Consider the following 26,081-nt stretch of genomic DNA (forward strand, 5'->3'; position numbering starts at 1 on the left):
TCAGCCACACACCACCCACCACCAGATATCGATACCCGATGATTGTGATGCCGCACGCAAACAACCGCGCGCCCCAGCAAGCCATCCACCCACAAAACACAACATAATGACGCGAGCCAGCCACCGGCCGGCCACCGCGCCACCACACAAACAATAAGCTCCTTAGAAAGGAGGTGATCCAGCCGCACCTTCCGGTACGGCTACCTTGTTACGACTTCGTCCCAATCGCCAATCCCACCTTCGACGGCTCCCTAACGAGTTTAGGCCACCGGCTTCGGGTGTTACCAACTTTCATGACGTGACGGGCGGTGTGTACAAGGCCCGGGAACGTATTCACCGCAGCATTGCTGATCTGCGATTACTAGCGACTCCGACTTCATGGAGTCGAGTTGCAGACTCCAATCCGAACTGAGACTGGCTTTACGAGATTAGCCCCACCTCACGGTATCGCAACTCTCTGTACCAGCCATTGTAGCATGTGTGAAGCCCTGGACATAAGGGGCATGATGATTTGACGTCATCCCCACCTTCCTCCGAGTTAACCCCGGCAGTCTCCCGCGAGTCCCCAACCAAATGCTGGCAACACGAGACAAGGGTTGCGCTCGTTGCGGGACTTAACCCAACATCTCACGACACGAGCTGACGACAACCATGCACCACCTGCACACCAGCCACAAAGGGAACAACCATCTCTGGCCGCATCCAGTGCATGTCAAGCCCAGGTAAGGTTCTTCGCGTTGCATCGAATTAATCCACATGCTCCGCCGCTTGTGCGGGCCCCCGTCAATTCCTTTGAGTTTTAGCCTTGCGGCCGTACTCCCCAGGCGGGGCGCTTAATGCGTTAGCTACGGCACGGATCCCGTGGAAGGAAACCCACACCTAGCGCCCACCGTTTACGGCATGGACTACCAGGGTATCTAATCCTGTTCGCTACCCATGCTTTCGCTCCTCAGCGTCAGTTACTGCCCAGAGACCCGCCTTCGCCACCGGTGTTCCTCCTGATATCTGCGCATTTCACCGCTACACCAGGAATTCCAGTCTCCCCTACAGTACTCCAGTCATGCCCGTATCACCTGCCAACCCGGAGTTAAGCCCCGGGCTTTCACAAATGACGCGACAGACCACCTACGAGCTCTTTACGCCCAGTAATTCCGGACAACGCTCGCACCCTACGTATTACCGCGGCTGCTGGCACGTAGTTAGCCGGTGCTTCTTCTACCACTACCGTCACCCGAAGGCTTCGTCATGGCTGAAAGGAGTTTACAACCCGAAGGCCGTCATCCCCCACGCGGCGTCGCTGCATCAGGCTTGCGCCCATTGTGCAATATTCCCCACTGCTGCCTCCCGTAGGAGTCTGGGCCGTATCTCAGTCCCAATGTGGCCGTCCACCCTCTCAGGCCGGCTACCCGTCGACGCCTTGGTAGGCCATTACCCCACCAACAAGCTGATAGGCCGCGAGCTCATCCCTTACCGAAACTAATCTTTCCACCACACCACCTACAGCATGGTCCTATCCAGTATTAGACCCAGTTTCCCAGGCTTATCCCAAAGTAAGGGGCAGATCACCCACGTGTTACTCACCCGTTCGCCACTCGAGCACCCTGCAAGCAGGGCCTTTCCGTTCGACTTGCATGTGTTAAGCACGCCGCCAGCGTTCGTCCTGAGCCAGGATCAAACTCTCCATACAAACAAAGCACAAAAAGCCTGAAAACCAAGCAAAAAACAAACCCCGACACAAAAACAATTCCGTATCGGAATCCGAAAAAACAAATGTTGCAGCCCACCAACGGGGCAGGCAGACCACAACCACACCAAAAAATATTTAGGTGTTAAACAATCTTGTCATGATGATCAAAGCAACCACCACAACACTGTGGCACCTGCTGCGACCAACACAAAAGTACATTGGCACACTATCGAGTTCTCACACAACACACGCACACACAACACCAAGCACACCACAACCGGTGCACCAGCATGTGCAGCAAGCAGAAACCCTAACACCGCAACCAGCCAGACGCAAACACGCGCCACACACTGGAAAACAAAACCAGTGAAAGAATCTCCACCCCAACCACCGGATCACTGCTTTCCCAGTAACCGGGCGGGCTGTCTCGGCGACGACACAGAACACTACACACCCCACCCACACACCACAAACCCCCAGCACACAACCACAAAACACCCACAACAAACACACACAACAAAGGTTGTCGATCACAAAACAACAACGAACACTCACCAAGCGAGACCACCGTCGGCAATGAAATGATGAATGCAGTGAGTTACCCGCGTGGAACCGGTTACCAGTGAAATGGTGGAGGAAAGAGTTGTTGGGCGATCGACGCTTCTCCACTATCGGAAAAGGGGCCGCAGACGCGGCCCCTGACAAGTATTCAACTACAGCTTTGGAGGTTTGCATGGGATTCTGACTTCAGATCCCACTCCCGACACGGAAAACTACAGATCACTTCTCTGCGAACTTAGCTCCCGCGAACGACTTCTTGCCCCGTCGCAAAACCAACCACTGTCCGTGGAGGAGATCGTCCGCACGTGGGGTCCAATCCATGTCCGCGACCCGCTCATTGTTCACATACGCGCCACCCTCTTTAATGGTGCGGCGAGCAGCGCCCTTTGAAGGTGCAAGCTTCGACTCGACGAGCAGGTCAACAATCGTCGGCTCTGCCCCTTGGGGAAACTCCGCAATCTCTGTCTCCGACAGTGCACCCTTCAAAGTCAAATTGTCCAGGTCACGCAGCTCTCCACGACCGAAGAGTGCCTGCGAAGCAAGTTCCACAGACTTCGTCGCTTCCTCCCCGTGGACCAACGTCGTCATTTCTTGAGCTAAGCGTTTCTGCGCTGCACGCTTATGCGGACGCTCCTGCGTTTCAGTTTCTAAGTCTTTGAGCTCTTCCCGGTCAAGGAAAGTAAACCACCGTAGGTAACGGATAACATCGGCGTCTGCCGAGTTGAGGAAGTATTGATACCACGAGTACGGGCTAGTCATTTCTGGATCGAGCCACAACTTCCCACCGCCAGTGGACTTTCCGAATTTTTTCCCTTCAGAATCGGTTACGAGTGGAACGGTTATTCCATGGACAACCTCGTTATCGACACGCCGATTGAGGTCGACGCCTCCGACGATGTTTCCCCACTGATCCGATCCACCGATTTGAACCCGGCAATCGTAGCGTCGTCGAAGTTCAACGAAGTCATTCGCTTGTAAGAGCATGTAAGAAAACTCTGTGTAAGAGATGCCGTCGCCCTCTAGCCGGCGTTTCACGGTATCTCTTGACAACATGGTGTTAAGCGAAAAATTCTTGCCTAAATCACGCAGGTACTCGATGGCAGACATTTGCGATGTCCACGTGTAGTTATTTTCGAGAATCGCACCATTGCTCCCTGAGAAATCAGGGTCGCCTTCAAATGAGACGAAGCGTCGAAGCTGTGACGAAATATTCTGGGCCCACTCAGAGACCGTATCTGCGGCAAGCATCGCCCGTTCCCCCACTTCACGGGGATCACCGATCATCCCCGTCGCGCCGCCAGCTAAGACGATCGGGCGGTGCCCGGCCTGCTGGAACCGCTTAAGCATCAGCAACGGAACTAAATGACCGGCATGAAGCGACGGACCGGTGGGATCAAAGCCCGTATATAGCGTCAGCATCCCCTCACGAGCCACTTGCTTAAGCAGGTCAAGATCCGTCGATTGATTAATAAGACCTCGCCACTGAAGGTCGTCAATGACAGCTGCTCGAGCGTCAGATCCTTCTGACACGCCGCTATCCGCTCCGTTGTTCATTTAGTACGTGCTCCTCTACTACACACTCGACTGAGAATAATTAATCAGTTTGGCGACGGATTTCCCGCTATTACGCGCAATTTTTCTTTATTTGCCTTGGTAAGCGAGGGCCTCGTCCTCAAGAAGGACGGGGATTCCGTCGTCAATGGGATATGCAATATGCAAACGCGGATTAACCAAAAGCTGCTCGTCCTCGTGATACTCCAGTGGCCCCTTGTCTTGTGGGCACACCAGAAGTGACAGTAGCTCTTCATTTAGGCTCATAAACGCCTAGCCTACCTTGCTGCTCAAACCCGACGCTCACAGCATCTTCTGTCATTGAGCGCTACCCCACGGCGCCACGATGTGCTGGGAATGATGCACCGGCAGTAAAGAGCGCCGACATACGGACGCCGGCGTAGCGACGTCGTTGTAAAGACGTCGGCGAACCAGCTGATCAAAGCTGACGGGCCAGCACGAAGATTAAACGCTACCCGGAATGGGCGAATGAGCCGCCCACTCGGAATCCTGAGACGCGACTTTTCTCAACCGCTCAAGTTGCTCCATCACACGTGGTCTCGCGGTACCTCCCTTGGTGTCACGAGATGCGACCGACCCTTCCACGGTGAGCACTTCCCTCACCTCTGGCGTTAACGACGGATGAGCCGAGCGCAATTCCTCGTCAGTCAAGTCTTTAAGGCTGACTTCGCGGGCCTCGGCCATGCGGACACATGATCCCGATGCCTCGTGTGCTTCCCTAAACGGGACGCCCCGGCGAACGAGCCATTCCGCAAGATCTGTTGCTAGGGTGAATCCACGAGGCGCTAATTCACGCATCCGGTCAGTATGGAACGTTAACGTCTTTACCAAACCGGTCATGGCAGGCAAGAGCAAAAGAAGTTGATTAACCGAGTCAACTATGGGCTCTTTATCTTCCTGTAGATCACGGTCATAGGCCAATGGGAGTGCCTTACAGGTCGCCATAAGACCCGCAAGATTACCGATCAGGCGTCCACTTTTACCGCGAGTCAATTCAGCAACATCAGGGTTTTTCTTTTGCGGCATGATCGACGATCCCGTTGACCACGAATCATCAAGAGTGACATAACCGTATTCCGGTGTGCACCAAGAAATAATCTCTTCAGCAAGACGCGACATATCGACACCAATTTGTGCCAGCACATAAGCAGTTTCTGTCGCAAAATCTCGGGAACTCGTTCCGTCAATCGAATTCTCCGACGAGGAATCAAACCCTAACTCTTGCGCAATAGCTTCTGGGTCCAAATGTAGAGTGGACCCTGCAAGAGCACCTGAACCATACGGGCTCACTGCCAACCGCTTGTCCAAATCCTTAAGCCGGTCGACATCTCTCACGAGCGGATGCGCATGGGCCAAAAGCTGATGGGCAACAAGGATGGGCTGAGCAGCCTGCGAGTGAGTTTTACCAGGCATAATGTCATGGGAATGCGCCTCAGCTTGATCGGCCAGGGCCTTAACTAATTCGATGACCTCTGCTGCAACGTTTCGAACAGCATCCCGCACCCACATCCGAAAGAGAGCGGCGACTTGATCGTTACGCGAGCGCCCTGCGCGAAGGCGTCCACCGACCTCGGCACCCACGCGCTCAATAAGGCCACGTTCCATGGCGCCATGGACATCTTCATCGGTGGGGTCCGGTTTAAAGGCGCCCGACGCGACGTCGTCACCGAGTTGATTCAAGCCGCTAATCATCGCTTCGAAGTCTTCGTCGCTAAGAAGGCCTCGGCTGTGCAACACCCTGGCGTGAGCCTTTGAAGCTAAAACGTCGTATGGTGCCAGAACCCAATCAAAATGGGTGGATACGGACAAGGCGAACATCGCATCACTCGGGCCGCCGGAGAACCGACCTCCCCACAAAGAGCCCTGATTCGTTTTATGCGCCGCAATTCCCATTGTTTCTCCTTAGATGCCCCACTACCTCAGACCCATTATTTCAGACACAGTGAGCTTTACTTCCAGAAAAGACACTATGCCAAATGTGCGAAGAAAATATCGTGACTATTGTTCACGATCTCGTTTGCAGGCGATCTTCGAAGATAAGCCGTGCAGCTCCACGAAGCCACGCGACAGCGTCTGGTCAAAAGTATCTCCAGTGTCGTACGTTGCTAAATTGAAATCATAAAGCGATTTATCTGACCTACGGCCGTTCACAGTGATCCGGCCTTCGTGAAGGACGAGACGGATATCGCCCGAGACATTTTCCTGCGTCGAGTTAATGAAGGCGTCAAGCGAACGTTTTAACGGCGCGAACCATAGTCCGTCATAAACTTCTTCAGACCACCGAGCATCAATGCCCCGCTTATACCGGGCCAGCTCTCTTTCAACCGTGATGTCTTCCAACGCCTCATGAGCCCGAATGAGAACCATTGCACCCGGAGCTTCATAGACCTCACGGGACTTAATTCCGACGAGGCGGTCTTCGACCATATCGAGCCGGCCAACACCCTGAGCCCCACCACGACGATTCATCTCTTCGATCGCTTCAAGTACTGAGACAGGCCGGCCGTCGATAGCGACGGGCTTACCGCCTTCGAACGAAATTACGACTTCGTCAGGGGCATTTCCCAGCGACGGTTCTTCTGTGTATGCGTACAGATCCTTCGTCGGCGGGTTCCACAAATCCTCGAGGAATCCCGTTTCGACTGCCCGGCCCCACACGTTTTGATCAATGGAAAAAGGCGAACTTGCCGATTGTTCAATGGGCAAATCAATCTCTTCAGCAAAGGCAATGGCCTTATCCCGGGTCCAGGCGTAATCACGTGCCGGAGCAATAATCTTTAGATCAGGCGCGGTGTCGGCAAAACCTACTTCAAACCGGACCTGGTCGTTTCCTTTGCCCGTGCAGCCGTGGGCAACGTGGGTACCGCCATGTTCCTTGGCGGCTTCCACGAGGTGCTTCACGATCAACGGCCGAGAAAGCGCAGATACCAGCGGGTATTGCTTCATATACAAGCCGTTAGCCTTGATGGCTGGCAAACAATACTGCTCAGCGAATTCATCTTTTGCATCGACGACGATGGCTTCTACCGCACCACAGGCGAGAGCACGTTGACGCACCGATTCCATGTCCTCGCCGCCTTGGCCCAGATCAATGGACACTGCGACGACCTCGCCACCCGTCATTTTCGCCAAATAAGGGATAGCTACCGATGTATCCAGGCCACCGGAGTAGGCGAGAACAACACGATTAGTCACAAGACTCTCCTTGAAAATTGAGTAAACGAAAAGTAGATAACTCAAGGTCAGCGGCCGATAGCTACGGCCACTTGTGAGTATTATTCAAATATGCGGATAAGTTTAGTCATCGAGACGAGTATGACGAAACTCCAGCAAAGTACCGGGCGAGTTGCTCACCATTCATCGGTTCACGTGACAGAACGAAAATGGTGTCGTCACCAGCAACTGTGCCGACCACCTGTGTCAAAGGAGCACGGTCAATAACACTAGCGAGGTACTGGGCCCCTCCCGGAGGCGTGCGAAGCACCGCGAAGTTTCCAGAGAAGTCCGTCGAGACCAAAAGCTCTGCCAAGGTTCGACGTAGCTTATCCATTCGGCCGTCCGAATCGGGCTCCGCGTCGGGTCCGTCGACGGTATAAAAACTCGCCCCGTCGGAGGAACGGACCTTCCGCGCTCCCATTTCATCGAGATCCCGTGACAACGTCGCCTGAGTGACTTCCACCCCATCCCGTGCCAACAACTCGATGATCTGCGATTGATTAGAGACATGATGCGATTGCAGGATCTCTAAAACTCGAGCCTGACGGGCAGTGCGAGTCGATGGCGCATGTTTCGACATTAATCAACCTCTCTCAAACCGACGATAACCACGACGTCTCCCACGACAATCACGAATAAGGATTATGCTCTATAACCCACGACAAGAGTGCTTTTTGCGCGTGAAGACGGTTTTCTGCTTCATCAAAAACGCGCGATTGAGGGCCATCGATGACTGACGACGTCACCTCGCTACCCCGGTAGGCCGGAAGGCAATGGAGGAAAATCGCCGTCTCTTTCGCCCGACCCATCACGTCATCATTGACCTGGTATGGCAGGAGCGGTGTTCGACGATCGAGACCATCATTTTCAAAGCCCATGGAAACCCACGTATCAGTAATAACGACATCCGCTCCAGCTACTGCGTCGACATCGTCGGTCACCGCGACGGATGCCCCCGTGTCCGCAGCAAGACCTTGGGCTCGCTTCACAATGGCGGAGCGCGGTTGAAAGCCATTGGGAGAACAAATCGTTATGTTGATACCCGCTAAGGCAAATCCGAGAAGATACGAATTTGCCATGTTATTATTTCCATCCCCCAGATACACTGCGTTTAAACCACGTAATTCGCTCACTTTACTGTGAGGAGTGCAATGCTCAATAATTGTAAGGAGATCCGCTAAGATTTGGCACGGATGATAGTCATCACAGAGTGCATTGACCACAGGAACAGTCGCTGTTGAGGCTATACGTTCGAGATTACTGTGTTCGTATGTTCGCCACACGATCGCTGTAACGAAACGAGAAAGCACTGCCCCCGTATCCTCGAACGTTTCCTTCTTACCGATTTGGGAACTCCCAGAGTTAACAACAATAGCGTTTCCACCCAGCTGTGCGATTCCCGCATCGAAGGAAAATCTCGTGCGTGTCGATGTCTTATCGAACAGAACTGCGACGGATTGTGGTCCTTCTAGTGGACGGAATCTGAAAGGATCCTTTTTCATTTCAAGAGCTAGTGATAACACCTCGGCTTGCTCTAATGAGGATAAATCATCATCTTTTAAAAAATGCCGGATCTTTTCCATCACTCACACCTCGTAATTACGTCTACATATAAATAGCAAATTTTAACTGTATAACAACCGATCTTGATGCGTCTGCCATTAACTGAGTCTTTCCCCACGGAGACACCGTTTTAACTGGCAGTGAAGCATCATTGTTCTCGCACTACGCTCTCGAACGATTTTTTCAGTCGGCTTACGCCTTCGTCGCATTCTTCATCGCTAAGAACCAGGGGTGGAGTAATACGCAATACCGACTCCGCGGGGGCATTGAGGATTACTCCACGGTCACGCGCATCTGAAACAACTTCTTTGGCGATAGGCGAATCTAAAACAACCCCCAGCATGAGACCACGTCCCCGCACCTGAACGACATGAGGCAATGACGACAATGCTGAACGTAAACGGCGGCCAATGCTCTTGACATGGTGGACAAGGCCGTCGTCGCAGTATTGTTGGACCACTAACCCGGCGGATGCCGCGACCGGGTTGCCAGCAAACGTCGAACCGTGAGCCCCTGGAGTAAAGAAAGAGGAGGCTCCCCCCGTCGCCGCGCACGCACCTATCGGAAGCCCTGCCGACAATCCCTTAGCCGTTGTCACCACGTCGGGAATAATTCCAGCATCCTGAAACGCGAAGTAGTCTCCGGTACGGCCATTACCCGTCTGCACCTCGTCACAGATCATGAGAGCACCGACGTGGTCCGCGATACGACGGATATCTCTCAAAAATTCCCTCGACGCGGGAATCACGCCGGTTTCGCCCTGAATCGGCTCGACGATAATAGCGGCGACCTCATCGGGCTGGATCTCAACGAGTTTTTCTAGATAAGGCGTGTCGTTGTAGTGGAAAAATTCCACTCCCCCTGGAAGCGGAGCAAAAATATCACGTTTGGCCGGCTGACCTGTCATGGCCAATGACCCCATTGTTCGACCATGAAATCCATTCAGCGCGGCTAAAATACGCCGCTTACCCGTAAGCCTAGCTAACTTAAAGGCCATTTCATTGGCTTCGGTTCCCGAATTGCAGAAAGCTACGCGCGTGGTCGACACAGTGCGACCACTATCTGCGTTGTGATCCTCCTGATCATGACGACCTTCCCACAACCGTTCCTTCAACTTTTCAGCTAAAAGCAACGATGGCTCATTAGAAAACAAATTTGAAGTGTGGGTAAGATTATTCGCTTGGGCGGCAATCGCTTTTGCTAATTCACTATTGCCATACCCAAGTGAATTGACCGCGATACCCGCAAGAAAATCAATATAATCCTTCCCCTGGGAATCCCTTACTCGTGCGCCACGACCGCTGATCAATTGCAATGGCGGCTCGCCATAATTATTCATCATTGTCGAGGACCAACGTTCCTTCCAGGATTTTTCTAGGGCAGAACCAGAAAATTCTAAAGAATTATTCATGTCACAACTTTCGATATATCGATTTTTTTGGAGCGCACCGGGTGTGTCACGAAACAGAACTTTGAAAAAGACTTGGGGTCATTGAGCGGAATCAGGGTGCGTTGGCTTCTGCGTAGTATCCCCCGTGTAGGGACGACGATCCGCACCATAAACTATTCCTTCTTCATCCATCCCGTAAGAATGGCGATAAATGAGGTGGTCAGCACGAACGACAGGGTCCTCGTCATCAGGGATAATCATGGTACCGATTCCACCCGAGGTCAATAACTCTAGAAGCACGCTGTGAGCAATACGGCCGTCGATAATGCTTGCTGCTTTGACACCGTGATCAACTGCTTCAACTGCAGATTCTATTTTTGGAATCATGCCAGATTCCAAGCGGGGAAACACAGAACGAGCACCAGAGATAGTGATCTTTGAAACCAGGGACTCCTTGTCAGGCCATTCGGTATACAGTCCTTCCACATTCGTTAAGACCAGTAACCTCTCAGCACCCAAGGCTTGTGCCAATGCGGCGGCTGCGGAATCCGCGTTGACGTTATACACGTGTCCATCGTTGCCTGGCGCAATGGTCGATACCACTGGAATTCGTCCGGCCTGGATTAAATCCAAAATCGTCGATGGTTCGACGTCAACAATATCCCCGACTAATCCTATGTCTTCCCGAACTCCATCCACGACAGCATACCGCTGCCGAGCAGTAAATAAGCTCGCATCTTCACCTGATGTACCTACGGCATAAGGACCAAATTGATTGATGAGGTTAACGAGTTCTCTGCCCACTTTCCCGAATAAGACCATGCGGGCAACTTCCAACACCTCAGGGGTAGTGACCCGATATCCGCCTTTAAACTCGCCTTCGAGACCTAAACGTGAAAGCATATCATTAATCTGCGGTCCCCCACCGTGGACGACGACTGGCTTAACACCGACAGTCCGAAGAAAAACCATGTCCTCGGCAAACGCGCGCTTTAACTCGTCGTCGATCATGGCATTGCCGCCATATTTAATAACGACGATGGTGTCCCGATAATGGGTGAGCCACGGAAGAGCTTCAGCTAAAGTATGCGCCCGCATTTCTGGGGTTAAAGCGGCAGTTAATGACCTCACCATGAATATTATCCCTCACTCGTATCTATTAATTTTTATCACCGCTAAGTCCAACATCATGAAGCGCATCACAAATAAGTCAACATAAAAATCGACCTCACATTGTTCTACGTCACTGCGCGCCTACGTTGTATAAGCTGAATTGATTTCAACGTATGAGAAAGAAAGATCTGTGGTGCGAACAGTGGCCTCGCCTTGCCGCCCCGTACTCAAATCGACAGCCACGGAGATGTCTGGACCTGAGATATCAACGTCCCGACTCCCCTCGACAGCCGCAGAATTCCTGCACACCACATGATCGTTAAATGACACCGAGATACCATGCGGATCCATCTCCACGTCGGCTATTCCTACGGCAGCCAGCACACGGCCCCAGTTGGGATCAGAACCAAACATGGCGCACTTCGTTAAATTGTCCCGCCCGATAGTTCGCGCCGCGAGGAGCGCTTCAGAGTCGTTAGCAGCGCCGGTGACCTTAATAGACACCCGCTTGGTCACGCCCTCAGCATCGCCTTGCATCTGTGAAGCAAGGTCATTGCAAACCTGACAGAGCGCATCAGCAAACTCTTCCTGACTAGGCGAAACACCACTGGCGCCCGACGACAACAGCAACGCCGTGTCATTCGTCGAGGTCGATCCATCAATATCTAAGCGATCAAACGTTGTTAAGGCTGCTGCACGCAGTGCATCGCGGGCTGTGTCTGCGTCCACGACTGCGTCGGTAGTGATGCAGCACAGCATCGTAGCCAAAGAGGGGGAAATCATTCCCACTCCTTTAACCATTGCTCCGATCCGCCAGCCCTCCCCTACATAACCTGCCTGTTTGGGGACAGTATCGGTCGTCATAATCGCTTCTGCGGCGGCCGTACCAGCGTCGTCCGACGACGCATTCGTCGAATCAATGCCACGGCTTAATGCATCAATACCTGCGTTGACACACTCCATAGGGAGATGATCACCGATGATGCCAGTCGAGCACACAGCCACATCGTGAGGATCACAATTAACATATGAGGACACAGCGGAAGCCATATCGCGCGCGTCCTCAATTCCCTGCTCACCTGTACACGCATTCGCGTTACCAGCATTAAAAACCACGGCACGCAGATGGCCGTCACTGATGTTGGCAGTCGTCACCTCGACAGGCGCAGCCCGTATTTTATTTCGTGTGAAGACTCCTGCTGCTACATCACGCGGCCCGTCATTGACGACGAGACACATGTCGGGTTTGCCCGACGCCTTAATACCTGCCGTGGTCGATGCTGCCCGAAACCCCATCGGCCCGGTGATCCCCAGTAATGACACAACGATTCCTTAAAAATAAATAACACGGTGCTAAAAATGTAAAAGGGTTGAACGAAACCCGACAATGTGGAGTAAGAAAACTCATGAGTAACTCATGAGAGCAAGAACCCACCATTACGGCGCAACGCCATTAATGCTCAGTGCAGAATCTTCCGGCCACCCTTGCGCAATATTCATGCATTGGATAGCAGCTCCGGCAGTTCCCTTCACCAAATTGTCAATAGCTGAGGTCACAACTACTCGTCGCGCTGCGACATCATATTCGGCCTGGATATGAACCGCGTTCGATCCCAGCACGGATTGTGTTGCTGGCTGCTGGTCACCGTTTAAGACAACGACGAATTTCTCGTCGCTATAAAACGACCGATATGCCGCTTTGACTGCGTCCCGAGCTGCCTCAGGATCTTTTTCAGTAAGGGCTATCAATTCGTCCGACGCCGGAGCAGATGCCGTCGTCAAAATTCCCCGCTGCATCGGCGCGAGAACAGGAGTGAAAGATACCTGAACAGGCTCGTCACACGCTTCTTGTAAATTCTGAATGATCTCCGGGGTATGACGATGTTTCCCACCCGTCTTATACGCCCTAGCCGACCCCATCGTTTCTGACCCCAACATGCCCACTGAGGGCTTCTTACCAGCACCAGACACACCCGACACAGAGACAATAGAGATTTCTGGAGTGATGAGCTTCGAAGTCAATGCTGGAAGTACAGCCAGCGTCGCGCCGGTTGGGAAACACCCGGGAACGGCAATGCGCCGAGCACTGGCTATTTGCTTCCTATGCCCGGGCATCTCGGGAATTCCATACGGCCATGATCCCGCATAAGGAGAGTCATAAAACGCTGCCCATTGCTCTCCATCTGCGAGACGGAAATCAGCTCCACAATCGATGATTAGCGTTTCATCAGGTAAGGATTGTGCGATCTTCGCTGAATGACCGTGTGGCAGTGCCAGAAAAACGATGTCATGCTCAGCCAGGCGCGAGGGCTCGGTCTTTTCAATGGTGCGTCCGTGTAATTCCACCAAGTGAGGCATCAAGGCTTCAACACTTTGACCTGCGTGAGAAGCACCCGTCAATGCCCCAATGATCATAGAACCGGCCCGATACTGAGGATGGGAGAGAAGGAGCCTGAGGATTTCGCTGCCAGCGTATCCCGTCGCTCCGGCTACTGCCACTGAAACTGTCATATGGTGGACAGTACTTATATATGCACTTGCGTGCAAATTATTCAGCTACGGAGAACGGCCCCTAATTCCTCATTAGCATGAGCCACTGCCGATTGGCGGGCCTCGTTACACTCCTCTTCCGTCAAGGTCCGATCCGATGCTCTAAACTTCAGCGCAAAGGTCATAGAAACCTTGTTCTCGCCCAATGCCTCGGAGCGGTAGATATCAAACAGGTCAATCGATTCCAGCAGCTCCCCTGCACCCGTCATCAACGATCGACGCAGCTCTTCCGCAGGCACCGACTCATCGACGACAACCGCGACATCTTGGAGCACTGCCGGGAATGGAGAAAGTTGAGGAGAGACTGCCTCACGTACAAATGGGATGGCATCCAGGTTGATTTCCGCGGCGACAGTCCTGGCCGGAATTCCCAACCGTTCGCACACTTGAGGATGAAGCTCTCCTGCAAAACCAATGGCGCTTTCAGGCTCGTGATTAGGAGATCCCTGCAAGAAAACTCCAGCACAACGGCCCGGATGCCAGGGTAGATGGTCCACATTCACGAACTCGAAGTTAATACCCACGGCACGTCCGACCACGCGTACGGACTCGATTGCGTCCATCGTGCCCACCGGACGGCCCGCGCCCCATGGACCATTACTCGTCCACAATCCTGACGAGACAGTGCCTACATGCAATGGCTGGCTCGGTAACGAATGGATAAGTGCGTGAACCTCAGACTCGCTAGGTCGGGCCGACACATCCAACATGGGTGATGGACCATTGCCCTCATCAAAGGAAACCTGCTCGACACCATACAGAGAAACATCGGCTTGACCACGGTCGATATTGCGTTTCAATGAGTCCAGCAACGACGGAAGCAGCGTTGTTCCCAGTGAACTGTACCCCGATTCCAGCGGATTAAGAACCTTAACGACATTCCGCCGTGGATCGTTCTTCTCCAGACCCCAGACATCAAAGGTGTCATCTGCGATAAAGGGGCTGGGCAGAGTCTCGGTGTATCCACTCCACGCCAAGGCATGTCCTACTGCACGGCGCCGCCGTTGCCGAGGGGTGAGCCCACGACCTGCCGGCGACTGAGGAACGACGGATGGAATGTCCTCAATGCCTTCGAGTCGCAGAACCTCTTCGACCAGGTCAGCTTTCATCGTGAGGTCAGGACGCCAGGTCGGCGGAGTAACGGAGAGCAGCGGAGCCGCGCCCTCGCCTTCCTGGGCTTGAGTCACCGCACATCCGATTTCCTTCAGGCGCTTCTCCGCAGTCCCCCTCGGATAATCGACGCCCGCCATCTGTGACGGATAATCGTCGTCCATCTGGATCGTCGGCATAGTGGGAACGTCGCCAATGAGGGTCCGTCCGGACGCGATCTCGCCCCCAGCGATCCCAGCGATGAGCGCCGCCGCGGTATCAAGAGCAACTTCTACCAATGCGGGATCGACACCACGTTCGAAGCGTCGGGAAGCCTCGGACGACAGTTTGTGACGCCGCGATGTCCGAGCAATGGTCATGGCATCAAAGTTCGCAGCTTCGAGGTAGACAGACGTCGTCGAATCACTGATTTCCGACGTAGAACCGCCCATCACCCCAGCCATGGACTGAATTCCGGTCTCGTCCGCGATGACGAGGTCCTCAGGATCCAAATTCCTTTCGACCCCGTCCAACGTGGTCAGCGTTTCGCCTTGCTGCGCATCACGTACGGTCAAGCCGCCATCGATCTTGTCAGCATCGAACGCGTGCATGGGCTGGCCGTACAGGAACATGACGTAGTTGGTGACGTCGGTCGGCACATTCACTGGCCTTTGGCCACACAACATGAGTTGGCGTTCCATCCAAAATGGGGTCGTCGCCGACGGATCAATTCCACGAACCTCGCGGATCCCAAAGCGTTTGACATCAGTTGTATTACGAACATCAACCGGAATAGCGTCCCCGGACACGTCGGGCACCTGAACACGTAGTTCTGCGGCTGCAGGATCGTCAGCGGGATCGACGTACGTGAGGTTGAAACTGGATGCAATTTCTCGTGCTAATCCACGGGCCGACAGGGCATAGCCACGGTCTGGGGTGATGTTGACATCAAAGATAGTGTCGGACAATCTCAGGAAAGGCCGGGGATCGTTGCCGGGTTGCCCCGCCTTAGTCGGCAGAGTGATGATGCCCTTGTTCTGAGTTCGTGACAGCCCCAGCTCCATCGCGGAGCACAACATTCCCTCGGATATTTTGCCGTACGTTTTGCGGGCACTGATCGAAAAATCGCCAGGAAGAACTGTGCCGGGCAAGGCCACCACAACGATGTCTCCCTCGGCAAAGTTTCGCGCTCCACAAATAATGTGTTGGAGTTCGCCCGAGCCATTCGCTTTACCAACGTTGACATCACAGTAACGAATAGGTTTCTTAAAACCTTCAAGTTCCTCGATTTTTTCCACCCGTCCTAAGACAAGTGGACCCGTCGTCTCGGGGATTGTCTCATACCCCTCGGTTTCAAACCCAACACGAACGTAGGCAGAATCAAGCTCTTCTGATGTGACTGACCAACCGGGATTTGCATAGTTCAGGATTTCAGTAATCCAGCGTTGGGGCATGAACATGGAAGACTCCTTACAGAAGAAAGATAAATAGCAGACGAAGTAGTGGTGTGGAGGCTATGCCCGAATCCCGAAAGGCCCGGTGAACCTGATATCTCCTTCAACCATGTCACGCATGTCCGGAAGGTTATTTCTAAACTGCAATGTCCGCTCTAAGCCCATACCGAATGCAAAACCTGTATATTCGTCTGAATCTATGCCGGCAGCTTGCAGAACGTTCGGATTCACCATTCCACAACCGCCCCACTCAATCCAGCCTGCTCCGCCTTTCTTCTCTGGGAACCAGACGTCGACCTCCGCGGAAGGCTCGGTGAAGGGGAAATAATTGGTCCGGAAACGCGTCTTAGTGTTCTCGCCAAAAAGGACTTTTGCTAAATGATCCAGCGTTCCGTGAAGGTGCGCCATCGTAAGGCCCTTATCCACCGCTAGACCTTCAACCTGGTGGAAAACTGGTGTGTGAGTAGCGTCGAGTTCATCAGTACGGAATGTACGTCCAGGGCAAGCAATGTAGATAGGCAAATCACGGGACAACATGGTCCGCATCTGCACCGGGCTAGTGTGCGTACGAAGCACTTGGCCCGAACCTTCCGGAGCGATGTGGAATGTATCCTGCAGCGTTCGCGCAGGATGATCAGGCACGAAATTCAATGCATCGAAATTGAAATACTCGGCCTCAACCTCGGGACCGTCGGCGATTTCCCACCCCATGCCTACGAAAATATCCTGTATATGCTCAGAAATTTGGGTAATCGGGTGCATCGCACCAATGGGCCGACGCGTTGACGGAATCGTGACATCCAGGCGCTCCGAACGAAGTACAGCCTGGTTGCGCTCTTCCTCAAGCACAGCCTTACGCTCTGCAAAACTCTTCTCGACACGCCCTCGAGCCTTATTGACTGCCCTGCCGGCGTCTTTTCGTTCCGATTTCGGCAGGGAACCTAGCGATCGTCGTGCCAGAGGGATGGGAGCAGAATCCCCGAGATGCTCTTTTCGTGCTTGTGCTAAATCGTCTAGCGTCGTCGCTTGGTCAAATGCGCTAATCGCAGCATCAGCGGCGGCATTCAGTGATGCTTCGGACACATCAATTTCTGACACGGGGGCGAAACCTTTCACGAGTAACTACTGACTTGCGTCGATAATCTGATTCAGAGTCTATCAATACGTTGGGACGAACTAAGAGCGCGTGAAGCCTCGTAAAGCGTAATCGCAGCAGCACCAGCGACATTAAACGACTCAGCGTTTCCTCTGATTGGAATGCGGACCCTGACGTCGGCAAAGTCTGCGATATCCGGTGAAAGGCCATGGGCTTCATTGCCAAAAAGCCAGGCACTGGGATGAGTCATCATCGGGGGTTTTGCGTCCATCTGCGGTAAACCAGCTCCTACGTCTTCTAGCTCCCCCATATCTTCTGCTGTTCGCGCACGCTGAATACGCCATTGAGCAGCTTCATCGGCAGCCTCGTCGAGGGAGGTTTCACCGTCAATAGTCGTCGCTACTATCTGGAATCCTGCTGAGGATAAATCGTCGAGGGAGCTTTTTATGTCTCGTTCACGCCCAATCGGTATACGAAATACCGATCCTGCTGCTGATCTGACAGTTTTGCCATTGTGAATATCGACCGAATTTCCAAGGAACACAACACAGTCCGCGCCAACGGCATCGGCCGTTCGGATAAACGTCCCGGCGTTACCTGGATCAGACATATCAATTCCGACGGCGACGAGGCCACGCCCCCTTCGCGCCCGCTTGATACATGATTCCACTGACGTGGAGAGTAATTGGCACGTAGCGAATACTCCGCTATCGCTAACTGTCTCCGACAAGGCTGAAGCAGCTTTATCATCGATTAAGCTCACCGGAATACGCTCTTCACGGCCCAACTCTATTAGCGTAGAAAACTTTTCCCAGGTGGCATCGGCCACCAACACTTCTCTAGCGACACCCGCCGATAAAGCCCCCTCTACACCATTAAAGCCCTCGACAAGAAACTTCTTTTCTTTTCGTCGGCCAGCCGCCTTAAGTAGCTTCCGGGCTGCGATAATCCTCGGAGTTCTCACCGTAAAAACCTGATCTGGTCGATCATAGGTTAAACGACGATGGGGATAGTTGGTAGATATTTCGGAAGTGTCATCCACGTGATCGCACATCACTCAGCAGTTCTTTTCAATTCTTGTGAATATGACGGGCCGCCATGGTCGATGTAGCTAGCCAAAGAATGGCCACAAGAACAAAAATTCGCTTGTGATTGACCCGACTTAACTCAATATAAAGAAAACGTCGCTCTCAATGGAGCGACGACAAAATATATCCCGTGCCCCACCATGTACGAGCCGTAACCACCACAGGGAGTTGTGATGACACACGCCGATGGTGTGGAGACGAGAGAAGCTAAAAACTACTTCGCCGGAGCGTTAACGTCCTCTGGCAAAGCGTCTTTAGCAGTCGCACACAATGCGGAGAATGCCTGCTCATCCGAAACGGCGAGATCAGCGAGGTTCTTACGATCAATGTCTACACCAGCGAGTCGGAGACCCTGGATGAGGCGGTTGTAGGTCATGTCGTTCTGACGAGCCGCTGCATTAATACGAGTGATCCACAGTTTGCGGAAATCACCCTTCTTCGCACGGCGATCCCGGAACTCGTAAGTCTTCGAGTGGAGCATCTGCTCCTTAGCCTTACGGTACAGGCGGGAGCGCTGTCCGCGGTAGCCCTTCGCTGACTTCAAGACCTCGCGACGCTTCTTCTTAGCATTAACTGAACGCTTCACACGAGCCACAGTGTTACTTCCTTCTATCTAGTCGGGGGTGTTATCGAGCGGGTGATTTCTAGCCCTCGCCCAGGAGCCGCTTAACGCGCTTAGTGTCGTTACGGGAAACGGAAGTATCGCCCTTCAAACGACGGGTGCGGGTCGATGGCTTGCCCTCGAGAAGGTGACGGCGATTAGCCTGCTCGCGGCGGAGTTTGCCGGAGCCCGTCTTCTTGATGCGCTTCTTAATTCCGCTGTGGGTCTTCTGCTTCACTGCCGATTTTCCTTTGCACAAATTGAATGAGTTGGTCTTGCACGCTGCCGAGATAGTCGTGAATCGATCTACTCCTTCCCGGCTAAGGCCGCACTGGGCAGAGCACTCACAGAAAGAAACACACCGGAATCCCTCAGTAGCTCATACACTGCCCTGTGGTTGGAAGAAGGACTACTTCTTCCCTTTTCGGCGCACAGGACCGAGAACCATAGTCATATTGCGACCATCTTGCTTAGGCCGAGATTCAACGACGCCGGCATCGGCGACGTCATCAGCCAAGCGCTCGAGCAACCGGAAACCTAATTCCGGACGAGACTGCTCACGACCACGGAACATGATTGTGACCTTAACCTTGGAGCCTTTCTCCAAGAACCGGACAACATTGCCCTTCTTAGTCTCATAATCATGATCGTCGATCTTGGGCCGGAACTTTTGCTCCTTGACGACGGTCTGCTGCTGGTTGCGGCGAGATTCGCGAGCCTTTTGTGCCTGCTCGTACTTGTACTTGCCGTAATCCATAATCTTGGCCACAGGCGGTTTTGCACGTGGCGCAACCTCAACAAGATCAAGATCGGCGTCATAGGCGAGCTTGCGAGCATCGTCGGTACGCACGATTCCAACTTGTTCGCCACTAGGGCCAACGAGTCGAACTTCGGGGACACGAATTCGCTCATTGATGCGAGCTTCAGCGCTGATGTGAGACTCCTCAATAGGGATGAACATTGACTGGTCTGGCCGCACTGACGTGCTACAAGCGCTGGATCAACCTTGAACCGGACTCACAGGCGCTTTCACGCGTGCGTATAACACACAGGTGCCAACACCCGAGGAGTAGGCTCCCTTGCTGCGCCATAAAAGAATCCCCGCTTTACAGATCCACTCTGTAAGACGGGGATGCCACCAAGGCCCAACATCTAAGCTTTAAGCGTAAGCCAAAACTAGTGGGTAACCTTCTACCAGAGTCCAACCTTTTGGCGGTCACGTGGTGGGAGCATCCTCCGCTTGTAGCCCGCGTGGATTTTCACCACGTCGGACGGTCGTGTAGATCACGATAGCAGGGTCGTGGGATTACTACCAAATCTTTGGTTAAGCGCTCCCGTTTACGCGCCTATTGAAGGTGCGCTATTGCCAGGCGTGATAACTAGTCAAGGGCCTGCAATAGGTCGGCGATAAGGTCTTCGGCAGATTCCAGGCCAACCGAAAGCCGTACCAAGTCATCAGGGACTTCCAAGACCGACCCCGCTGTCGACGCATGGGTCATGGCTGCTGGATGTTCGATCAGTGATTCAACTCCACCGAGCGATTCAGCAAGGGTAAACACTGATGTGTTCTTGCATAGACGCTGTGCCGCATCGTGGTCAGCAAGTCGAAGAGAGACCATGCCCCCAAAATTGGACATTTGAGCTGTCGCAACCGTGTACCCGGGGTGGCTCTCCAGCCCTGGGTAAATGACCTCTTTAACCGCTGGATGATCAACTAATCGGTTAGCTATGGCCTGGGCATTCGTACTGTGTCGCTCCATCCGGACTGGCAGACTCCTCAGCCCACGCAGAGTAAGGAATGAGTCGAAGGGCCCGGCAATCGCACCGGCAGAATTCTGCAAGAAAGCAACCTCATCATCGACTGCTTGGTCAGCCGTCACTACTGCTCCGCCTACCACATCAGAGTGCCCACCAATGTATTTCGTGGTCGAATGGACGACGATGTCCGCGCCGAGCGATAACGGTTGCTGCAAAGCTGGAGTAGCAAATGTATTGTCCACCGCTAAGCGAGCATTCACGCTGTGCGAAATTTTAGCCAAAGCAGGGATATCCGCAATAGTCAACAATGGATTGGTTGGGGACTCAGCCCAAACCAGCCGCGTTCGATCAGTGAGCGCGGATTGCACTTCGTCGAGATCGTTAATTGCCACCGGCGTGTAATCGATCCCCCACTTCGCAAAAATCTTGTCAATGAGTCGGAAAGTTCCGCCATATGCGTCATTGGGGATGATGATGTGGTCGCCGGGTTTGAGCATGGCCCGTAAAACTGCATCACTAGCCGCCATTCCTGAGCCGAAAGCACGCCCATACTTGCCCCGCTCTAGCTCAGCAATTGCTTTTTCCAACGCAGTGCGGGTTGGGTTTCCCGTCCTGGAGTACTCGTAACCACCGCGCAGTCCACCGACCCCGTCTTGAGCATAAGTAGATGTTGCATAAATTGGTGGGTTAACTGCTCCAGTTGCAGCCTCCGGTGTCCACCCTGCGTGAACGGCAGACGTCTCCAATCCTCGGTCTCGAGCGTCTCCGTTTTCTATTTCACTCATGTTTGCCCTTTCTCTAGAACATACTGGTTTTATTTTTATCTCTCGCAGTCACTGCCATCCAGGTCAAAGATGCCGCAACTCACTCAGAGTGGATGATCACTCACCCCGCTAGGCTTCGCTTCTCATGTTTTACTTTTTGGCGAAACCAAGTAGGTCTTGCCGAGTCACCACTCCAACCGGAACGCCATCAGCGAGAACCATCAGCGAATCCGCGCTCTCTAATTGCTTGATAGCCTCAGATGCTCGCTCTTGATCGCCGACGAGGGGCATGGGGTCCTCCATCACGGATGAGACCGAATCTGACAACGAATGACCATCCTCGTACACAGCCCGTAGCAAGCCTCTTTCGGTGACAGCGCCACGACTTTCTCCCACCACGATCGGGGGCTCAGCCGCTAACACTGGCATCTGAGATACATTGAATTCCCGCAAAATATTGACGGCATCACGGATGGTTTCATTCGGGTGAGTGTGAACGAAAGCGGGAAGCGATGCTGAATCGTTCTTGCGACGGAGGATGTCGGCTATGGTTGGCTCTTCTTGTTCACGTGGGCGTCCGGTATCAAAACCATACGAAAGCATCCACTCGTCATTAAAAATCTTGCCTAAGTATCCACGGCCACCATCAGGCAAAAGAACAACAATTTTAGCGTCCGGATCCCGTTGAGCGACCTTTATTGCAGCCACAACGGCCATCCCCGACGATCCACCAACTAAAAGACCTTCTTCCCTTGCCAGGCGACGCGTCATTGTAAAAGCTTCAGCATCAGTCACAGAAATGATCTCATCAGGAAGGTTACGGTCATAGGCGTCAGGCCACATATCCTCACCGACTCCTTCGATGAGATACGGGCGTCCGGAACCACCCGAATAGACCGAGCCCTCGGGATCAGCACCAATGACTTTGACTGCCCCGTCCGAAACCTCCTTGAGGAAACGCCCGGTGCCCGTAATCGTTCCACCCGTGCCCACTCCTGCGACGAAGTGAGTAATTTTCCCGTCAGTGTCTCGCCAGATTTCTGGCCCGGTGGATTCATAATGGCTAGCAGGCCCATTTGGGTTGGAGTACTGATCGGGTTTAAAGGCTCCGGGTGTTTCGGAAACAAGGCGATCTGACACTGAATAATAAGAGTCCGGACTATCGGGCTCCACGGCCGTCGGGCACACAACGACTTCAGCACCGTAGGCGCGAAGAACATCGATTTTGTCTTTGCCCACTTTGTCAGGGCAGACAAAAATGCACTTGTATCCGCGCTCTTGGGCAACCATCGCTAAACCGACTCCGGTATTTCCCGACGTCGGTTCGATAATGGTTCCGCCGGGCTTAAGTTTTCCTTCTTTCTCCGCAGCATCGATAATCTTTTTCGCTATGCGGTCCTTAGAACTTCCGCCCGGGTTAAGGTATTCAATTTTGGCTGCAACTAAGCCCGCTCCATCCGGAACAACAGACTGCAGCTGCACTAAAGGCGTATCACCAACTGCCTCAGTGATATGTTTCAACAGTTTCATGGGATCGAGTATAGAAACCCCAATCCCGATCAGTTAGACCGACCGGTCTGTAGATCGGATGTACCTGTAATTACTTACTCTTTCCGGGAAGCATATCCGCCAAATATTTCGCAGTATAGGAACCAGTTTCTTCCCGACGGTCCACGAGATCTTCGGGCGTTCCTTGATCGACGACACGCCCCCCACCGGCACCGCCCTCTGGCCCCATATCTATAACCCAATCTGCCATCTTGATGACATCTAGATTGTGCTCGATAACGATAACGGAATTCCCTTTATCAACGAGACCTTGAATCACGAGCATGAGCTTACGAATATCTTCAAAATGCAACCCCGTCGTGGGCTCATCAAGGATATACATCGTCCGACCACGGGAGCGTTTCTGCAACTCGGAGGCTAATTTAACGCGTTGCGCTTCACCACCGGACAGCGTCGTTGCCGACTGCCCCAAACGGACATAACCCAAACCGACGTCAACTAAAGTCGCGAGATATCGGTGGATAGAGGTGATCGGTTCAAAAAAGTCGGCAGCCTCAGAAATGGGCATATCAAGAACTTCGGCGATGTTTTTACCTTTATATTTAACCTCAAGAGTTTCCCTGTTGTATCGCGCACCATGACAGACTTCACACGGAACATACACGTCGGGGAGGAAATTCATTTCAATCTTGATTGTTCCGTCGCCGCGACATGCTTCGCACCGACCACCTTTAACATTGAACGAAAAACGACCGGCTTTATAGCCGCGCACTTTTGCCTCTTGCGTTTCGGCGAAAAGATTACGTATCTTGTCGAACACTCCCGTATACGTCGCAGGATTTGAACGAGGTGTCCGGCCGATTGGACTCTGATCAACCTGCACCAACTTGTCCAGCTGCTCCAGGCCCTCGATCCGACGGTGACGACCGGGAACGACGCGGGCACCATTCAAATCTCTCTGCAGTGTCGATGCGAGAACGCCATTCACCAAAGACGACTTACCTGACCCTGATACCCCAGTGACAACGGTCAAAACACCGAGCGGGAAAGACACATCGATATTCTTTAGGTTATTTTCTTTAGCCTCAACGACCGTGATGTGGCGGTCTTGATCAAGATCACGACGCGTATCCGGAACGGCTAAAACCCGCCGACGAGATAAATAGTCACCCGTTAACGAGTTCTTACACTTCTCGATACCATCCGGGCGGCCTTGATAGACCACTTCCCCACCATATTCACCAGCACGAGGACCAATATCGACCAGCCAATCCGCTGTACGAATCGTCTCTTCATCGTGCTCGACAACGATGAGAGTATTCCCCAGATCACGGAGCTGTTCCAGAGTGGCGATTAATCGTTGATTATCGCGCTGATGGAGGCCAATCGAAGGTTCATCAAGGACGTAGAGCACACCCGCAAGGCCTGAGCCGATCTGCGTCGCTAAACGAATACGTTGAGCTTCTCCACCTGAAAGGGTTCCAGCCGAACGAGATAGCGAGAGGTACTCCAGTCCGACGTCGAGAAGGAAGGTCAGTCGCGCCTGTACTTCCTTGAGCACCCGGCCGGAAATCATTTCCTCGCGAGAGGAGAGCGTTAACGAATTTAAGAACACCGAAGCGTCAGAAATAGATAACTCACCGAGCTCCGCGATGGATAACTCCTGATTGGTGCCATCCGAAGAGTCTCCAGCAATCTTTACCGAAAGAACCTCGGGCTTTAAACGAGCTCCATGGCACTTCGGGCACGGTACCTCACGCATATATGCCGTGAACCGCTGTTTTTGCGAATCAGACTCTGCCTGGTCTATCCGCCGATGAAGAAATGGCATGACCCCTTCAAACGGCGCGCTATATTTCCTTACCCTCCGATAAGCATTGCGATAACGAATGGAAATCTGATGATTCGATCCATGCATGATCGTCCGCTTCTGGGACGCGGTCAGGTCTTTCCACGGCGTGCTCGGAGATACTCCCAACTGCTGGGCTATCGCCTCCACCATTTTTGAATAAAACGTTGAATGGTTACTCACCCACGGTGCGATGGCTTCGACGAGGGGCTTTGTATCGTCAGGAATCACTAACGATTCATCAACGGTCAGCTTGCTCCCTAACCCATCACATTCGGGACACGCTCCGTATGGCGAGTTGAACGAGAACGTTCTCGGTTCTAGTTCATCAATGGCTAGTGGATGACCATTCGGGCATGCCATCTTCTCGCTAAAACGTCGGAAACGATAAGGATGATCATCATCTAAGGAGACAAAGTCAAAGATGACTACTCCATCAGCAAGGTTCAGTGCTGTTTCAACAGAATCTGTTAACCGTTGCTTCTGAGTCGGTTTCACTGACAAGCGGTCAATAACAACTTCGATATTATGTTTGACCTGTTTTTCCAACTGAGGAACATCGGAAATATGATAAGTCGTTCCATCTACACGAACACGAACATATCCCTGTGCTGAAAGATTCTCGAATAGATCAACAAACTCCCCTTTTCGTGTTCGCACAACCGGGGCCAAGATTTGGAATCGGAGTCCTTGCTCCATATCCATAATCTGGTCAACAATTTGCTGCGGTGTCTGGCGCTCAATGACTGCACCACAGGTTGGGCAATGCGGGATGCCAATCCGTGCATAGAGAAGTCGGAGATAATCATAAACCTCGGTGATCGTCCCCACCGTTGATCGCGGATTATGGTTCGTTGACTTCTGGTCAATAGAAACAGCCGGTGAGAGACCTTCAATAAAATCGACCGCTGGTTTCTCCATTTGGCCGAGGAATTGACGGGCATAAGAGCTCAATGACTCGACGTAGCGACGCTGCCCCTCAGCAAAAATCGTATCGAATGCAAGGGATGATTTACCTGACCCGGATAAACCCGTGAAAACGATGAGTTCGTCTCGGGGTAAATCGATATCAACACCTTTTAAGTTATGTTCACTGGCTCCCCGGACGATCAGTCGATCTGCCACAGATTTCCCTTCTTATACCGTTCATAATGGTTTGTGAAACGAATACCGCGCTATTCTACGACCAGAACCGGCCGTCCCGCACACAACGTCACAAAA

General features: G+C 52.9%; 19 protein-coding genes and 1 rRNA gene. All 20 read right to left on the reverse strand.

What is annotated here, in order from left to right; translation table 11 throughout:
* Positions 1-166: 166 nt before the first annotated feature.
* Positions 167-1,687, reverse strand: a 16S ribosomal RNA gene (locus I6J23_RS09425).
* A gap of 780 nt (positions 1,688-2,467) precedes the next feature.
* Positions 2,468-3,802, reverse strand: coding sequence for a tyrosine--tRNA ligase (tyrS, locus tag I6J23_RS09430; protein WP_204581840.1), 1,335 nt, complete (start codon positions 3,800-3,802; stop codon positions 2,468-2,470).
* A gap of 87 nt (positions 3,803-3,889) precedes the next feature.
* The gene (locus I6J23_RS09435) at positions 3,890-4,066 is read right to left on the reverse strand and encodes a Trm112 family protein (RefSeq protein WP_012731485.1); all 177 of its coding nucleotides are present in this window, start codon (positions 4,064-4,066) and stop codon (positions 3,890-3,892) included.
* Between the two features lie 198 nt (positions 4,067-4,264).
* Positions 4,265-5,713 carry an argininosuccinate lyase gene (gene argH / locus I6J23_RS09440; RefSeq protein WP_204581841.1) on the reverse strand — a complete coding sequence of 483 codons (1,449 nt, stop codon included), beginning with the start codon at positions 5,711-5,713 and terminating at the stop codon, positions 4,265-4,267.
* A gap of 105 nt (positions 5,714-5,818) precedes the next feature.
* A complete protein-coding gene (locus I6J23_RS09445) occupies positions 5,819-7,015 on the reverse strand; it encodes an argininosuccinate synthase (protein ID WP_204581842.1) in 1,197 nt (398 codons plus the stop codon).
* Positions 7,016-7,121: 106 nt separating this feature from the next.
* Positions 7,122-7,616, reverse strand: coding sequence for an arginine repressor (locus I6J23_RS09450; RefSeq protein ID WP_012731482.1), 495 nt, complete (start codon positions 7,614-7,616; stop codon positions 7,122-7,124).
* A 49-nt stretch (positions 7,617-7,665) separates the two neighbouring features.
* Complete coding sequence (gene argF, locus I6J23_RS09455) at positions 7,666-8,619, reverse strand: ornithine carbamoyltransferase (RefSeq protein ID WP_204583057.1); 954 nt, start codon at positions 8,617-8,619, stop codon at positions 7,666-7,668.
* A gap of 128 nt (positions 8,620-8,747) precedes the next feature.
* Complete coding sequence (locus tag I6J23_RS09460; RefSeq protein ID WP_204581843.1) at positions 8,748-10,010, reverse strand: acetylornithine transaminase; 1,263 nt, start codon at positions 10,008-10,010, stop codon at positions 8,748-8,750.
* Positions 10,011-10,088: 78 nt separating this feature from the next.
* Positions 10,089-11,123, reverse strand: a complete 1,035-nt coding sequence (gene argB / locus I6J23_RS09465) for an acetylglutamate kinase (RefSeq protein ID WP_204581844.1) — start codon at positions 11,121-11,123, stop codon at positions 10,089-10,091.
* Between the two features lie 120 nt (positions 11,124-11,243).
* Positions 11,244-12,425 carry a bifunctional glutamate N-acetyltransferase/amino-acid acetyltransferase ArgJ gene (gene argJ / locus I6J23_RS09470; RefSeq protein WP_204581845.1) on the reverse strand — a complete coding sequence of 394 codons (1,182 nt, stop codon included), beginning with the start codon at positions 12,423-12,425 and terminating at the stop codon, positions 11,244-11,246.
* Positions 12,426-12,539: 114 nt separating this feature from the next.
* Positions 12,540-13,613 carry an N-acetyl-gamma-glutamyl-phosphate reductase gene (gene argC, locus I6J23_RS09475; protein WP_204581846.1) on the reverse strand — a complete coding sequence of 358 codons (1,074 nt, stop codon included), beginning with the start codon at positions 13,611-13,613 and terminating at the stop codon, positions 12,540-12,542.
* Positions 13,614-13,654: 41 nt separating this feature from the next.
* A complete protein-coding gene (gene pheT / locus I6J23_RS09480; RefSeq protein ID WP_204581847.1) occupies positions 13,655-16,201 on the reverse strand; it encodes a phenylalanine--tRNA ligase subunit beta in 2,547 nt (848 codons plus the stop codon).
* A 54-nt stretch (positions 16,202-16,255) separates the two neighbouring features.
* The gene (pheS, locus tag I6J23_RS09485; RefSeq protein WP_204581848.1) at positions 16,256-17,293 is read right to left on the reverse strand and encodes a phenylalanine--tRNA ligase subunit alpha; all 1,038 of its coding nucleotides are present in this window, start codon (positions 17,291-17,293) and stop codon (positions 16,256-16,258) included.
* 50 nt (positions 17,294-17,343) lie between these two features.
* Positions 17,344-18,333, reverse strand: coding sequence for a TrmH family RNA methyltransferase (locus tag I6J23_RS09490; protein ID WP_239454907.1), 990 nt, complete (start codon positions 18,331-18,333; stop codon positions 17,344-17,346).
* Between the two features lie 260 nt (positions 18,334-18,593).
* Positions 18,594-18,974: a 50S ribosomal protein L20 gene (rplT, locus tag I6J23_RS09495; RefSeq protein WP_204581849.1), complete on the reverse strand. Its 381-nt coding sequence runs from the start codon at positions 18,972-18,974 to the stop codon at positions 18,594-18,596.
* A 49-nt stretch (positions 18,975-19,023) separates the two neighbouring features.
* Positions 19,024-19,218, reverse strand: coding sequence for a 50S ribosomal protein L35 (gene rpmI / locus I6J23_RS09500; protein WP_046202952.1), 195 nt, complete (start codon positions 19,216-19,218; stop codon positions 19,024-19,026).
* 171 nt (positions 19,219-19,389) lie between these two features.
* Complete coding sequence (gene infC / locus I6J23_RS09505; RefSeq protein ID WP_012731471.1) at positions 19,390-19,941, reverse strand: translation initiation factor IF-3; 552 nt, start codon at positions 19,939-19,941, stop codon at positions 19,390-19,392.
* A gap of 418 nt (positions 19,942-20,359) precedes the next feature.
* Positions 20,360-21,523 (reverse strand): cystathionine gamma-synthase, encoded by a 1,164-nt coding sequence (locus tag I6J23_RS09510; RefSeq protein ID WP_204581850.1) that lies wholly within the window; start codon positions 21,521-21,523, stop codon positions 20,360-20,362.
* Between the two features lie 129 nt (positions 21,524-21,652).
* Positions 21,653-23,032 carry a cystathionine beta-synthase gene (locus I6J23_RS09515; protein WP_204581851.1) on the reverse strand — a complete coding sequence of 460 codons (1,380 nt, stop codon included), beginning with the start codon at positions 23,030-23,032 and terminating at the stop codon, positions 21,653-21,655.
* 70 nt (positions 23,033-23,102) lie between these two features.
* Positions 23,103-25,985, reverse strand: a complete 2,883-nt coding sequence (uvrA, locus tag I6J23_RS09520) for an excinuclease ABC subunit UvrA (protein WP_204581852.1) — start codon at positions 25,983-25,985, stop codon at positions 23,103-23,105.
* Positions 25,986-26,081 lie beyond the last annotated feature (96 nt).

This window comes from Corynebacterium kroppenstedtii (genome assembly GCF_016894245.1).
Lineage (GTDB): Bacteria > Actinomycetota > Actinomycetes > Mycobacteriales > Mycobacteriaceae > Corynebacterium.